The organism is Candidatus Electronema sp. TJ (genome assembly GCF_048287355.1).
In the GTDB taxonomy this organism is placed as follows: Bacteria; Desulfobacterota; Desulfobulbia; order Desulfobulbales; family Desulfobulbaceae; genus Electronema.
Genome location: NZ_JBLWEP010000003.1, coordinates 5,690 through 19,327, shown reverse-complemented (window position 1 = coordinate 19,327; position 13,638 = coordinate 5,690). Strand labels below are relative to the sequence as shown.

Here is a 13,638-nt window from a genome sequence, read left to right as displayed (position 1 = left end):
TTGTACCAGTCGGAATCCTTCTCGCCGGTGCGCGGCGGCAGAATTTCCACGCCCCGGCTGCGGCCTGTGAAGTCCCAAGCCTGGCCGCTGCCGATGTGCCGCATCATGGAAAGCGGCTTGTACTGGGTGAGCACGCCGACCCGGCTCAGACCAGCGTTCATCACGTTGGAGAGGGAAAAATCAATGATCCGGTAGATGCCGCCAAAAGGCACCGCCGGTTTGGCCCGGTGGCCAACCAGTATATTCAGGCGGCTGCCTATGCCGCCAGCCAGCAGCAGCACCAGCGCGTCGTTCGCGTCTCTCATCGCAGCTCCTCCAAATCAGCCAAGCCCTGCTGCGGCCATTTTCCAGCCTCTATCTCCGGCACGACTGAGCAGCCGCCGCCGATCACCATGCCGTCCGGCACTTGGTTGTTCCAGCCGATCACCGTCACCCGGCCACAAGCCGCTCCTGCCCGCACGTCGCTGCCAAAGCTGGTGTTGACATCGCTGATCACCCGCTCCAGTTTGCTTCCCTCTTTCACCACATTGTTGAAGAAGAGGATGGAGTTGCTGACCTCCGCGCCTTTCTCCACCCGCACGCCAGGGAAGAGGATGGAATTCCGCACGGTGCCCTCGACGATGCAGCCGTTGTAGGCCATCGAATTGTCCAATGAGCCGTCCTGTCCTACTTTGAGCGGCTGGCAGTCGCGGATGCTGCGATGCTCCAAGTTCGTGCGCAGGCCCCAGTGCTCCATGTCAATCAGCGGGTTTTCGCCAAGCAGGTCCATCGAGGTCTGCCAGTACTCATCAACAGTGCGGGTATAGCCCCAGTAGCCGTTGAATTTATACCCGAAAACCTTCATGCCGCGCTGCATCATCAGCGGGATGATGTCGCGGCCAAACTCATAGGACTCAGCAGTCTGATTCTCCTTCAGCACCGCGCAGAGCACCTGCGGTTTGAAGCAAAGCACGGTGAGCGAAGCCCATTCGCCTTTGGGTTCCGCCGGTTTTTCTTCATAGGAAAGCAGCCGCCCGCCTTCAGCACAATCAGCGGCGATTTCCGCCACGCCGAAGCGCCGGGCCGCGTTCTTTTTTTCCACTTTGATAAAGGCGGCGGTGAGGTCGGCATCCTGCTCATGATGAAAACGGATGAGCTGCCGGTAATCCATTGAATAAATATGATCACCGGAGAGAATAAGAATTTCTCCTGGCTTGTGATGGCGGACAAAATCAAGGTTTTGATAGACTGCATCCGCCGAACCTCGATACCAGTGCGGATTATAATAATCTTTGAACGGCGGCAGAATGAAAATGCCCCGGTTTCTGCCGATCATGTCCCACGCTGCGCCAGTGCCAATGTGGTTGATCAGCGAATAGGAGCGGTATTGGCTGAGGATGGCGATGCGCTCGATGCCGGAGCGCATCAGATTGCTCAGGGGGAAGTCAATCACCCGGGCGAAGCCGCCGAAAGGAACAGCGGATTTGGGACGGTAGTGGGTGAGCACACCCAGCTCGTCAACGCGGCCTCCGGCCAGAATCATCGCCAACGTAGAAGGCATTGCCATCTCAGACTCTCTTGAAGTTCGGACTTTCGGGATGTTGCCTGCGGAAACAGCGGCAGCCCGCAGGAAGGCCGTCTTTTCCGCAGCCGAATTATACTGCGGCGGCAGGAAAAGGACAAAGGGAAACCGAGTGAAAGCAAGGTCACAAATGACGGGTGGCGATTTTCATCAGGGCCGCGGTGGTGAATTCCTGCCCCTCGCGCCGGGGCGGCAGGTTCTTCAGCGGCAGCTCTGCCCGTGCCGCCTCGCGGTGACCGCCGGCGGAACCGTATTCGCCGAAAGTCTTCTGGGCGAATTTGCCCGCGTGCTTTCGGTAGCCGTCGCAGCGGAGAATGACAATCAGCTTGTCGCAACAGCAGCCTGAGACCAGCACCCAGTCGAACTGATCAACATGGTTAAGAAAATCGGCAATGATCACCAGCACGTCCGGGGTGCTGACCTTGCCGATGTGCGCGTAGGCCCGCCCTTTGCTGGCCTTGACCTCTTTCAGGGCAGTCTTGAAATATTTCAGCTCAGAGCGGCGCAGCTCAGTCAGCTCGAATTTGCGCACCAAGTTACGGTTGGCGAGGTTGAAGACATAGCGGAAGGAGATGCCGTCGGCGAGCTGGAGATTCTTTTTCTCGAAATTCTGCGTGTCAACTTTTATGCCATAATATAATGCTGTAGCCAAAGAAACCGACGGGGTGATGTTAGCTGCCCGTAAATATTCGATCATCATCGAGGCCACTGCGCCATAGTCTGGGCGAATGTCAATGAACTTCACATTCGCATCCCAGCCGCTGGTGATCGGATGATGGTCAATCACTGCGTCAAACGAGATTTTCTCAAAGCAGGGATTGTGAGTGGGCTGGGAGTCAAGCAAGATTTTTTTCGAGTAGTCGTTGATTTGGAGGGTGTGCAGTCGTTCGATGGGAATTTTTAGCCGCTCGACCATGGTTATATTGTTCAGCCGCCGGATCTCATTAGGATAGCCGATGGTGACGCTGCCCACCCGGTAGCTGAGGAGCCGCTTCACCGCCAGCGCGCAGGCGAGCGAGTCAGGATCAGCGACAATGACGATCAGGACTTGATCGGTGCGGCTGAAGAGCTGGTAAAAGGCATTCAGGCGGTTCAGTGCGGAAGAACGGCCTTTTTCGCTGCGGTTGACAACACCTGCGATCTTCTCCAGTCGAATCTGCTTCAAGAAGGCACCTGCGGCAGTTTTTTCACAACAGGACAAGCCCAGGAACGCATAGGATTCCTGAGGCTTCCCGGCAATTTTTTCTCATAGTAGCACAGTGTGGCGAAAAATTGCAAGCAGGCTTTCGTGCAGCAAGAAAAACGGCGGCTCTCCGCCCAGCACTGATTCGGCCCGTCATTCCCGCCGCCGCGAAAAATCTGGCACTGAAGGAAAACGCCCAGGATCGGTGTGCGGGATGAATCGTGAGCCAGAAAAGCGGATCATGAAATCCTGATTCACGTTCAGCTCAAGATAGGTGATTTTGCGGCAAACCGCTTGCGTCCGCGTCCAAAGCGTGTGATCAAGCAGAAGCTGCTCTGCCCCAGCCAGCGAGGTGTTGCCGACAGGGTTGAAAACGGTCAGCGGCACATCCGGCAGCATTCCTAATATGATGGCGTGACGCGGGCTGATGTGCTCGCCAAAGGCACCAGCCACATGAATCCGCTCCAGCTCCTCGAAGGACAGGCCGACCTGCGCGGTCAAGGTCTCTAAAATTGCATACATCGCCGCCTTGGAACGCATCATCGCGTCCAGATCGGTCTGGCTGACCGCCACACCGTCTGTTACCACGAAGGCCAGTTCCTCCCCGCACTGCCGCAGCCGCTCTTGGACAACGTTGCGCTGCCCTTCGCTTTGCCCTGCAAATTCTGTCTGAAACTTGCCGCGCAGATCAATAATCCGCGCTAAATACAGCTCAGCAGCAAGATCAATCAGACCGGAGCCGCAGATTCCCACTGGCGGCGCATCAGCAATGCTGCGCCACGTCAGCCGCCAGTGCTCGCGGTCAATACTGACCTGCTCAATCGCGCCAGGCGCGGCCCGCATCCCCATCCGCGCCACGCCGCCTTCCAAGGCAGGGCCAGCTGCGCCTGCGCAGGCAATCAGCCAGTCTTTGCCGCCAAGAACCACCTCGGCATTGGTGCCAACATCAATCAGCATCGCGGGTTGCTCGGCTTGATCAATGCCTGTGGCGAGAATGCCGGCAATCAAATCGCCGCCAAAATAGCTGCCCCGGCTTGGCAGCAGCCAGAGCATCGCCTGCGGATGCAGCTTCACACCGATCTCTGCCGCCAAGAAGGGATCAGCGGCATTGAACAGCGGGGTGTACGGCTCGCGGCAGAGGTGATACGGGCTGAGGCCGAGCAGCAGATGGCTCATCGTGGTGTTGCCCGCGATGACCGCCGCCCGAATCGCTTCCGGCGGAACGGCGTTCTCTTGACAGAGCTGGGTAATCAGCCCATTGATTGAAGCTGCCGCCGCCTGCTGAAGCTGGTGCTGGCCGTCCTCTTTCGTCGCGCAATGAATGCGGGTGAGAATGTCTGCTCCGTATGCCACCTGCTGATTGAGCGCGGTGCGGCGTGGTGCCAGCGTTTTTCCGCTGCGGAGGTCAATCAGGCTAGCTTCAAGATGAGTTGATCCCAGATCCAAAGCAATGCCCGGCAGCTGCTGCGGCTCTTCCGCCAGAAAATCGGTCAGCTCCAGCTGGCCGGGCAGATTGTGCGCCACCGCCCAGCCTTTGAACCCGGCAGCGCGGAACTGCGCTGCCAGCAGGGCCATGCGGGAGAAGGGAATCCGCAGAGGCAGGCCAGCCAGCTCCGTCGGCAGAGCTGCGCTCAACGCAGCTTTCAGCCGGTCAAGGTCAGCGGTGTTGTCAGCCAGACTGGGCGGCGCGGCGGCAACTGGCAGCACTATAGCTAAGGGAACTGACATGCGTCTTCTCCGGGTAATTGCTTGACGGAACAGCTTGCAGAGGGTAAAAAATTGCGGCAGGGGCGGAACACTCCGCCTTTACAACCTTTCCTGCCATTTGCTGCCAATGAATCTCCTCAATCGCTACATTCTCAAGCAGTTCGTCAAGAACATCCTCCTGCTGGTTCTCAGCTTCATCGCGCTCTATATTCTGATCGATTTCTTTGAAAAGATCGACAACTTCATGGAGAAGGGCAAGCCGATGGCCTTGGTGGCTCAGTTCTTCCTGCTCTCCATCCCTTTTGTGGTCGAGCAGATGGGGCCGGTCTGCATCCTTCTTGCCGGGGTTGTGACGCTCGGCGTGCTCAATCATTCCAACGAGCTGACCGCGCTCAAGGCGGGCGGAGTCTCCCTGCGCCAGATTGTGACCCCGCTTGTCGCCGCAGGCATCGCCGCCACCTTGCTGCTGCTCGCCCTGTCGCAGTTTGTTCTGCCGAAAACAGCGGCTCAGACCTCCCAAATCTGGTACCGCGAGGTCAAAGGCCAGATGCCGCTCGGCATCTACCGCAGCGGCCGGTATTATTATCAGGGCGACGGCACCTTTTACTCTTTCACCCGCCCTGATCCGCAGAAGACCGAATACGGTTTCTTCTCCTACGCCTCGTGGAACAAGGATTACGAGCTGCAAGTCTTGATTGCGGCAAGCAGTGCGGTCTGGAAGAAAGGCATATGGCTGCTCGGCAACGGCCAAGTGCAGACCGCGCAGGGCGGCGGCACTTTCAAAACCGATGTTTTCGCCTGGCGCAGCTTCCCCTTCAAGGAGAAACCGGCGGATTTCTTTCTCCCGCAGCTCCGTAGCAGCGAACTGTCCATCCTTGAGCTATACCGCGAGGCTTTGCGCGGCAAACAGAGCAAGGAGGAGAAAGCCGCTGCTTGGACGGAGTTTTATGGCCGGGTGTCGTACATCCTGTTAGGTCTGCCGCTGCTGCTGCTGGGCTTGCCGCTGATGCTGCTGGTGTATCGGAAATGGGGCCGCGACCTCTCTCTTGCCGTGCCGGTGAGCTGCGGCATGGCCTTCGCCTGCTGGGGCGTGTGGGTGATTCTGCAATCGCTGGCCAAAGCGGCGTATTTCAATCCGCTGGCCGCCGCGCTGTCGGTGCATCTGATCGTGGCCGCAGCAGGGCTTTTCCTGCTGATGAAGGAAGACATGTGACGGAGCGTGAACACGATGAACAGCAATGAACTGACAATCTGCCAGCCGGTTTCTGTCTGGAACAAGAGCATCAGCCTTGAGCCAAAGAAGTTCCTGCAAGGCATTGGCAAGATGCTGGCCAAGGGCGTGTTTAAAGACTGGGGCGGTGTTGGAGAATCTGCCGTAGACACCCTCGATGCGCTTGGCCTGAGCAAGAAACCAGAAGAACTGGCCTGGCTGCTCATTTCCCGCTCGCTGGCCTCCGCTCTTGTTGAGCTGGTGAAAAACTACGCTGACCTGTTCCGCAATCGCCCCGATGAGGAAGAGCTGGAAACGCTTTCCACCCGCTTTGAAGAGGAAATGGGCAAGGCGGAAGTAACGATCAGCCCAGAATTCTTTAATAAGCCAGATGCGCTGCCTTTGCTGGAGCAGCTGCGCAGCCCTTTAGCTGCTTGGCTGCAAGGCTTGGGTGCCAAGAAAGCGGATGCGGAGCAGATTGCTTGCCGCCTGCGGGATTACTTTGTCTTTGCCCTGCATGAAACATGGCGCAAGGCACCGCTGGACTACGCCGAGCTGCGGAATCATTTCGACAGTCCGTTCACCCGCGCCACAGAAGAGGCGCGGAGATGGCAGCTCTACAAGCAATGGCTGCAACGCCAAGTCAGCGAGCGGATGTTTGCCGAAGCCTTTGGCGTGGAAAAGGTTTATGTGCCGCTGCGGGCCTATTATGAGGAAAAGGAGCGGGACGAGGAGAGCAACCCGGAGCTTGCGCCGCAGCAGGCCAAGGCCAAACGGATTGTGGTGGATTTGGAAGAGGAGTTCCGCGCTTGGCTGCACAACTTCGCAGACGGCCCAGCAGTGCGCTTCATCAGCGGCGGGCCGGGTTCGGGCAAATCCACCTTTGCCAAGATATTCGCCGCCAAGATTGCCAGAGAAACCGACATCCCCTGCTTGTACATCCCCCTGCATCTCTTTGATGCCAAGGACAACCTGATCACAGCAATGGAGAGCCATATCAGGAACAATCCATTCCTGAGTGGAAATCCGCTTGATGCCAAAGCGGGCAAAGATCGTTTGCTGATCATCTTTGACGGCTTGGATGAACTGGCTCTGCAAGGCAAAGCAGCCTCGGAGACAGCGAACAGCTTTGTGGAGGAAGTGCTGAATCGCATCCGGGAATGTAATAGCTATCACAAGCACCGGCGGGTCATTATCACTGGGCGGACTATTGCCATTCAATCGGTGGAAACTAAGCTGCGCGAGGCCAAGCAGATAACTCATGTGCTGCCGTATTTCATTGCCGAAGAGGAGCGGAAGCAATACCACGACCCGGACAAGCGGCTTGCCGCAGATCAGCGGCAGCGATGGTGGCGGCAGTACGGCGCGGCTGCGGGCAAAGACTATGCGGGCCTGCCTGCGGATTTGGCGCAGGAGCATCTGGATGAGATCACGGCCCAGCCGCTGCTCAATTACTTGGTTGCTCTCAGTTATGACCGCAAGACCATCAAGTTTACCGACGAGACCACGCTGAATCAAATCTATGCCGACCTTATCCGCGCGGTGTATTGCCGTCAGTATGAAGAGTGCGGCAAAGGCAGGGCTTGTGTCAGTGAACTTGACGAAGAACAGTTCATCCGGGTCTTGGAGGAAATCGCTTTGGCGGTATGGCATGGAGACGGGCGCACAGCCACGGTTGCCGGGATTCGGGAGAAGTGCAAAACAGGCGGCATTGAACGCTATTTGGAGCAATTCCAAGAAGGAGCAAAAGCGGGCGTGACCCGCCTGCTCACCGCCTTCTACTTCCGGCAGAGCGACCACCGCCAAGACGGCGACCCGACCTTTGAGTTCACCCATAAGAGCTTTGGCGAATACCTGACTGCCCGGAGGATTGTACACCTTCTTCTGGATATCCAAGATGAATTACAGCGCAACAAGAAAAATCCTGGTAAAGGATGGGATGAAAAGGAAGCCTTGAAACGCTGGACTGCTACTTGCGCCGTCACGTGGATGGACAATGATCTGCTGCGCTTCATCAGCAACGAGTTCCGCGCGATGACGCAGGAGGAACTGCTGGTCTTGCAGGCTATGGTGCGAGAACTGCTCAGTTACACCATCAATCAGGGTCTGCCTTTCCCTGCTGCCTTCTTGAGCAAAGGCTTTAGGGAGCATCTCCGCTTGGCCCGGAATGCGGAAGCAGCTTTGCTGGCCGTGCATTTCCATATTGCCGATCTGACCAAGCAGATTTCAAGGCTGGAGCTGGAGTCAGATGTTGCCTTCGGGAACTGGGTTTCGCGGGTGAGGGGAATGAGTGATCTTGTATGCTGGTTAGGATTTTTGGATTTATCTAACTATATACTTCAAGCACGAAATTTTATTTCAGCATTTTTTTCTATGTCTGTCCTTAAGAACACAAACTTGATGTTTTCAATGTTTGGACATGCACATTTAAGCGAGGTTAATCTTGAAAAGGCGAATCTTGCTAAGGCTAATTTGCAAGATGCAGACCTTGCAGGAGCGAATCTCAAGGGGGCAGACCTTAGTTTTGCGAATTTGCGAGATGCAAAACTTGAAGGGGCCAATTTGGAGGGAGCGGATTTGACGGGTGCCATTCTCACAGGCACCATTTTGGAGAAGAAGGAGGCGTAGGGGCAGGCCCCTGTGTCTGCCCGACCCCCTGCCTGAAAAACAGCATAGGTTTTTGCTTTCAAAATGCGTAGGTTTTGTGAATCAAAATACCTCCTTTCTACTATATAGAAAGGTTCCATTCTTATATATAGAAAGGTTCCATTCTTATACATAAAAGGGAGGTTTTTTGATTCGCCAAAAAACGGCATCTATCAACGCAGGCAGTTATCCTGCAATCCTGGGCGAACACAGAGGTTCGCCCCTACATGCCGCAGGAGGAAATTAGAGAAGAAGGGGCAGTAGGGGCGAAAAATTTTTCGCCCCTACAAGGAGAATGATACGGCTATGCCATTCAATCCCGACATCCATCACCGCCGTTCCATCCGTTTGCCGGGATATGATTACACCAGCACGGGGGCATATTTTGTCACCATCTGCGCCAAAGAACGGCAATGCCTCTTCGGCGCAATTGAAAACGGACAAATGCGGTTGAATGATGCGGGGTTGATTGCGGAACAATGCTGGCGCGATATTCCGCTGCATTTTCCTCATGCGGCATTGGATGAAATGGTTGTGATGCCGAATCATATGCATGGGATTGTTTTCATTCATGACGACAATGTAGGGGCGAAAAATCTTTCGCCCTATTCGGCGCACGAACCAGCAGAGACGAAAAACCTTTCGCCCAGATTTGAACATCAACCAGCAGGGGCAAAAGATTTTTTGCCCCTACACGGCACATCAAAGACCATCGGCTCCATCGTGCGGGGATTCAAAATCGGTGTGACCAGATGGATGCGGCAGCACACCGATATTTACGAGGTCTGGCAGCGCAATTTCTACGAACGCGTCATCCGCGATGAAGCAGAGTTGAGCGGCGTTCGAGAATATATCCGCAGCAATCCCGCGTTATGGGCAACAGATGAATTGCACATGCCTCTTGCAGGATCAACTTAGACTGACGCGCAAGGGGTTTTGTTAGGCCGCAACGAAGTCTTGTTTGACAAGAAAAGAATTTTGCTCGACAATAAAGAGCTGTTGTTCGGCAGGAAAGAAGTTCTGCCGGGCGGAACATGCTGCGAATCTGAAATCAATCCTTCTGGACTTGCCTATTTTTGAACATGCCTGAACACATCGGCATCGTCGGCGTGCCGCCGCTGGAAATCATCCGCCAGCTCAACGAGGCGCAGGCGGCCATCGTTGATCTTGACGAGCCGCAGCTTTTTCTGCCCATAGACCAGAGCGATCAATACCTGCCACGGGTGTATTGCGCTGTTCTGCGCACCGTGCTGCTCAACGCCCTCAACCTGCGCCTTGACCGGATTTATGTGGATGTCGGGCCGGGCAAATGCGACTGCGCCCTGCATGTGGCCGCTGTGCTGAAAGACATCCTCCGCATCCCGGTCATCACCACCCGCAACACCGACACGCAGGGCTTCGGCTTTCCCATCTGCCAAAGCAGCCTGCCGCTGATTGAGAAAATGCGGCGGATCACCAAGGGCGTGCAGAGCTGCCAGCCTGCGCAGCCGCTGCCGTCCTGTGCGCCGACCGCCGGATTTTGGGGCGTGCCGCCTCGTGACTTCTCCATCCTTGCGCCTTTCCCAGACAGCACCCACATCTACGGCTGGACGCGCTGCATGGAAAACAAAACCCCGGCTGATCTGGAGCTGGAATCCTGCTGCAATCCTGCTGTGCCGACGGTGTTCTTCGCCCAGTCCTTCTGCGCCAAGACTGCGCTGGCCAAGCATCTTGCCGCCCGGCATCCGAAATCGCTCTGGGTGGATTGCGATGTCAGCGCAAGCTCCAGCGTCCGGGCAAAGATTGAGGCGTTCTTGGAATTGTCCGGCGTGATTGGAGGCGGTCGTGCTGCTGGCTGATTTCGGCACTTCCTACTGCAAGCTGCTCGACACTGAGCGGGATGTTGCGCCGCGCATCATCCCGGCCCGCGAGCTGCCCCGCGATTTTCAGGCGGACATCGGCACCGGGCACAATGCCAAACGGCGCAGCAAAGCCACAATCAACGAGCTGACCGCGCTGGCGCAGGGCGGCAGGCGGATGATCGCCGAGTCGGACTTCACCCTGCTTGACTGCGGCAGCCGGGACATCAAGTTTGTCCATTTCCAAGACGGCGAGACGGCAGACATGGGCTGGAACGCCGAATGCGGGGCCTCGATGGGCTTCACCATCGAGCTGCTGGCCCAATATTACCGCCTTGATTACGCCGCAGTTCCTGCGCCGGAGAGCGGTTTCTCCGTCACCTGCGGCGTGCTCGGCCTGAGCAGCATCTTTGACGCGGTCGCCGCAGGCAGCTCAGAAGCTGAGGCGACGGCCAAGTTTGTGCGCGGCATCGCCCGCAACGCCTTCCGCTTCGCCGGTTCGCCTGAGCGGCTGCATCTCTCCGGCGGTTTGTGCGACAACCCGCTTTTTATCGCCTGCTTTCCCTGCGAGATCGTGCCGATGGGCAGATTCGTCCTGCTGGAAGGGCTGCGCACCTTTCTGCAAGAACTCTCCAGCTGACATTCACGCAGCTTCCTCCTGTAAAAAAACATCTTCCACTTGACATGGCCGCCATGTTGGGGTATGGATGATAGCGCATCAATATTACCAATGCGTGTCAGATAATACTCCCTCTAAACAACCATGCATATCTCCGAAGGTGTTCTTTCCGCCCCGGTGCTGATCGGCGGCGGTGCGCTGGCCGCAGCCGGAACAGTCTTGGGCCTGCGCCGTCTTGATTTTGACAGCATCATGCCTGCGGCTCTGCTGTCCTCAGCCTTTTTTGTCGCCAGCCTGGTGCATGTACCCATCGGCCCTGGGTCCGTGCATTTGGTGCTGAGCGGGCTGCTTGGTCTGACTCTGGGTTGGGCCTGCTTTCCAGCTATTCTCGTCGGCCTGTTCCTGCAAGCGGTTTTCTTCCAGTTCGGCGGTCTGACCATCTTGGGCGTGAACACCGTGACCATGGCCGCGCCTGCTGTGCTCTGCCGCGCTCTGTTCCGCCGCTGGCTGGAAAAGCCCGGCGCACGGCCCGGAGCCGCTTTTGCCGCAGGTTTTCTTTCCATTCTGCTCTCTTCGCTGCTCACCGCCTTGGCGCTCGCCTTTTCTGACGAAGGCTTCATCGCCACCGCGCAGACAATGATTGCCGCCAACGTGCCGGTGATGGTCATCGAAGGTTTTGTCACTGCCTTCATCGTCGGCTTCATCGCCAAGGTGCAGCCAGAAATTCTTCAACTGCGGAGCATGTCATGAACCGTCTTATCCAGCTCGTTTTCTTTCTTGCTGTTGTCCTGCTTTTGCTGCCGCCGGCCGCGCAGGCGCACAAACTGAGTGTCTTCGCCTGGCCGGAAGGCGGAGAGATTCGCGGCGAAGTCAAATTCAACGGCGGACGCAAAGCGAAGAATGTGCAAATCGTCGTGCAGAATGCAGCGGATCAGACTGTGCTGGTAGAAACAGTCTGCGACGAGAACGGCGCTTTCCGCTTCACGCTGCCGGAGGAGGCCTTGAAAGCCCGGCCTGATGTGTTGATCGTGGCCAACGGCGGCGAAGGCCATCGCGGCGAATGGCGTTTGGAAGCGAAAGAATACGCCCCGGCAGGCGATGCGTCAGCTCCGGCTGAGGCCGCCGCCGCGCCGCCGCCTGCCGAGTCTGCGCCTGCTCCGGCTGAAGCTGCGGCGCAGACTGCGCAGGCCGCAGTTCCCTCCGCAGGATGCGGCGAGCCGCAGATCCGGCGCATTGTGGCTGAGGAACTGAGCAAGGGCCTTTCTCCCATCCGCCAGAGCATCACGGAAAGCCTTGACCCGGAGCCTACCCTGCGCGACATCCTTGGCGGCATCGGCTGGCTGATAGGCTTGGCTGGCCTCGCCGCTTGGGCGCAGAGCCGCAGAACAAAGAATTGCTGAAAGTGCGGGCCGCTTCAGCGGAATCCCGCCTGTCTTTTCTTAATCCATCAAAAAAAAGGAGCAGAACAAATGCAGATCAAAGCCGCAGCCATGACCGCCGCCCTCCTCGCGCTGCTGACTGGCGAAGCCTTCGCCCACTTCGGCATGGTCATTCCCTCGGAGAACATCGTCACCCCGGAGAAGAAAGACATCACCGTGGATGCGTCCTTCTCCCATCCCTTCGAGATGATCGGCATGGACATGGTCAAGCCGAAGCAGTTTTACATGCTTTCCGGCAAAGAGAAGACAGACCTGCTGCCCCAGCTTAAAGAGAGCAAGGTCATGGAGCATCAGGCGTGGAAGACAGACATCACCATCAAGAGGCCGGGCGTGTACAGCTTGGTCATGGAGCCGCAGCCGTACTGGGAGCCAGCCGAAGATCTGAGCATCATCCACTATACTAAAACAATTATTGCCGCATTCGGCGACGATCAGGGCTGGGATGAGCCAGCAGGCATCGCCACCGAGATCGTGCCTATGACCCGGCCTTTTGGCAATTATGCAGGAAACAGCTTCACCGGCAAAGTGCTGCTCAACGGCAAGCCAGTGCCTGGCGCGGAAGTCGAGGTGGAGCTGTACAACAAGGATAAAAAATTCAAGGCACCGAGCGACTACCACGTCGCCCAGCTCGTCAAAGCTGACGAGAACGGCGTGTTCACCTTCACCTGCCCGCAGCCCGGCTGGTGGGGCTTCGCCGCCCTCAACGAGGCGGACTACAAGCTGAAGAACCCGGCTGGCGAGGAGAAAGGCGTGGAGCTGGGCGCGGTGCTGTGGATTTATCTGGATGAATACAAGAAAAGCAACTAAGCTCGGCTGGCAAAGGGTTCAATATGACTTTTGAGCAATTCAGCACAGGCAGCTCTCCCCTGCATCAGGCCGACCCGCGCGGCAAGCTGATCAGCGCGGGTGTTCTCAGTCTGATTTTCGCCCTCTGCCAGCAGCCGCGCACTGCCTTGGCCGGACTGCTGCTGTCTCTGCTGCTGACAGCAGCGGCACGGCTGCGCTGGGCCGCAGTGTTCCGGCGGCTGGTGGTGGTCAACGGCTTCAACCTCCTGCTCTGGCTGCTGCTGCCGCTGACCTACGGCGGCGCAGAGACTGTCCGTTTCGCTTGGTTTGATTTGAGCCTGAATGGCTTGCGGCTGGCCGCGCTGATCACCGTAAAAAGCAACGCGGCAGTGCTGCTTTTCATCAGCCTGCTTTCCACCTCCACAGTAGCCCGGCTGGGGCAGGGCTTGCAAGCCCTTCACTTGCAGCAGAACCTCTGTTTGCTCCTCCTCTTCTCCTACCGCTATCTCGGCCTGATCCACGAGGAATTCCTCCGTCTACGCCGGGCGGCGGAGCTGCGCTGCTTCAAGCCCTGCACCAGCCTGCGCACTTACCGCACCTACAGTCACCTGCTCGGCATGGTCATTGTGCAGAGCTGGAACCGGGCGGC

Annotated in this window: 13 protein-coding genes; 9 read left to right on the top strand and 4 right to left on the bottom strand. The window is 57.3% G+C overall.

Annotated elements, in window-relative coordinates:
• The 4 genes from ACNKID_RS00460 to ACNKID_RS00445 all read right to left on the bottom strand — a co-directional run.
• A partial coding sequence (locus ACNKID_RS00460) for a sugar phosphate nucleotidyltransferase (RefSeq protein ID WP_417911464.1) occupies positions 1-305 on the bottom strand: 305 nt, incomplete at its 3' end.
• A complete protein-coding gene (locus tag ACNKID_RS00455; RefSeq protein ID WP_417911463.1) occupies positions 302-1,546 on the bottom strand; it encodes a glucose-1-phosphate adenylyltransferase family protein in 1,245 nt (414 codons plus the stop codon). The genes ACNKID_RS00460 and ACNKID_RS00455, both read right to left, overlap by 4 nt.
• A 139-nt stretch (positions 1,547-1,685) precedes the next feature.
• Positions 1,686-2,726: a DHH family phosphoesterase gene (locus ACNKID_RS00450; protein WP_417911462.1), complete on the bottom strand. Its 1,041-nt coding sequence runs from the start codon at positions 2,724-2,726 to the stop codon at positions 1,686-1,688.
• Positions 2,727-2,897: 171 nt separating this feature from the next.
• Positions 2,898-4,472 carry an ASKHA domain-containing protein gene (locus ACNKID_RS00445; protein ID WP_417911461.1) on the bottom strand — a complete coding sequence of 525 codons (1,575 nt, stop codon included), beginning with the start codon at positions 4,470-4,472 and terminating at the stop codon, positions 2,898-2,900.
• A 106-nt stretch (positions 4,473-4,578) separates the two neighbouring features.
• Here ACNKID_RS00445 and ACNKID_RS00440 point away from each other — a divergent pair, with 106 nt between their 5' ends.
• From ACNKID_RS00440 to ACNKID_RS00400, 9 genes are all read left to right on the top strand, one after another.
• The gene (locus ACNKID_RS00440) at positions 4,579-5,664 is read left to right on the top strand and encodes an LptF/LptG family permease (protein WP_417911460.1); all 1,086 of its coding nucleotides are present in this window, start codon (positions 4,579-4,581) and stop codon (positions 5,662-5,664) included.
• A 15-nt stretch (positions 5,665-5,679) separates the two neighbouring features.
• Positions 5,680-8,289 (top strand): pentapeptide repeat-containing protein, encoded by a 2,610-nt coding sequence (locus ACNKID_RS00435; protein WP_417911459.1) that lies wholly within the window; start codon positions 5,680-5,682, stop codon positions 8,287-8,289.
• Positions 8,290-8,613: 324 nt separating this feature from the next.
• Positions 8,614-9,225, top strand: a complete 612-nt coding sequence (locus ACNKID_RS00430; protein ID WP_417911458.1) for a transposase — start codon at positions 8,614-8,616, stop codon at positions 9,223-9,225.
• A gap of 164 nt (positions 9,226-9,389) precedes the next feature.
• A complete protein-coding gene (locus tag ACNKID_RS00425; protein ID WP_417911457.1) occupies positions 9,390-10,145 on the top strand; it encodes a hypothetical protein in 756 nt (251 codons plus the stop codon).
• A complete protein-coding gene (locus tag ACNKID_RS00420) occupies positions 10,132-10,785 on the top strand; it encodes an ATPase (RefSeq protein WP_417911456.1) in 654 nt (217 codons plus the stop codon). Before ACNKID_RS00425 ends, ACNKID_RS00420 begins: the two co-directional genes overlap by 14 nt.
• Positions 10,786-10,908: 123 nt before the next feature.
• Positions 10,909-11,514: a cobalt transporter CbiM gene (gene cbiM, locus ACNKID_RS00415; RefSeq protein WP_417911455.1), complete on the top strand. Its 606-nt coding sequence runs from the start codon at positions 10,909-10,911 to the stop codon at positions 11,512-11,514.
• Positions 11,511-12,164: a hypothetical protein gene (locus ACNKID_RS00410; RefSeq protein ID WP_417911454.1), complete on the top strand. Its 654-nt coding sequence runs from the start codon at positions 11,511-11,513 to the stop codon at positions 12,162-12,164. Before cbiM ends, ACNKID_RS00410 begins: the two co-directional genes overlap by 4 nt.
• Positions 12,165-12,233: 69 nt before the next feature.
• The gene (locus ACNKID_RS00405) at positions 12,234-13,010 is read left to right on the top strand and encodes a DUF4198 domain-containing protein (protein WP_417911453.1); all 777 of its coding nucleotides are present in this window, start codon (positions 12,234-12,236) and stop codon (positions 13,008-13,010) included.
• 23 nt (positions 13,011-13,033) lie between these two features.
• Positions 13,034-13,638, top strand: a 605-nt coding sequence (locus tag ACNKID_RS00400) for an energy-coupling factor transporter transmembrane component T family protein (RefSeq protein WP_417911452.1), incomplete at its 3' end; no start/stop codon positions are given.

What these genes read in the sequence shown, in the direction of transcription:
- ACNKID_RS00440 (WP_417911460.1), top strand. Translation starts at nt 4,579, where the DNA reads ATGAATCTCCTCAATCGCTACATTCTCAAGCAGTTCGTCAAGAACATC.
- ACNKID_RS00425 (WP_417911457.1), top strand. Translation starts at nt 9,390, where the DNA reads ATGCCTGAACACATCGGCATCGTCGGCGTGCCGCCGCTGGAAATCATC.
- ACNKID_RS00435 (WP_417911459.1), top strand. Translation starts at nt 5,680, where the DNA reads ATGAACAGCAATGAACTGACAATCTGCCAGCCGGTTTCTGTCTGGAAC.
- ACNKID_RS00455 (WP_417911463.1), bottom strand. Translation starts at nt 1,546, where the DNA reads ATGGCAATGCCTTCTACGTTGGCGATGATTCTGGCCGGAGGCCGCGTT.
- ACNKID_RS00430 (WP_417911458.1), top strand. Translation starts at nt 8,614, where the DNA reads ATGCCATTCAATCCCGACATCCATCACCGCCGTTCCATCCGTTTGCCG.
- ACNKID_RS00410 (WP_417911454.1), top strand. Translation starts at nt 11,511, where the DNA reads ATGAACCGTCTTATCCAGCTCGTTTTCTTTCTTGCTGTTGTCCTGCTT.
- ACNKID_RS00405 (WP_417911453.1), top strand. Translation starts at nt 12,234, where the DNA reads ATGCAGATCAAAGCCGCAGCCATGACCGCCGCCCTCCTCGCGCTGCTG.
- cbiM (WP_417911455.1), top strand. Translation starts at nt 10,909, where the DNA reads ATGCATATCTCCGAAGGTGTTCTTTCCGCCCCGGTGCTGATCGGCGGC.
- ACNKID_RS00445 (WP_417911461.1), bottom strand. Translation starts at nt 4,472, where the DNA reads ATGTCAGTTCCCTTAGCTATAGTGCTGCCAGTTGCCGCCGCGCCGCCC.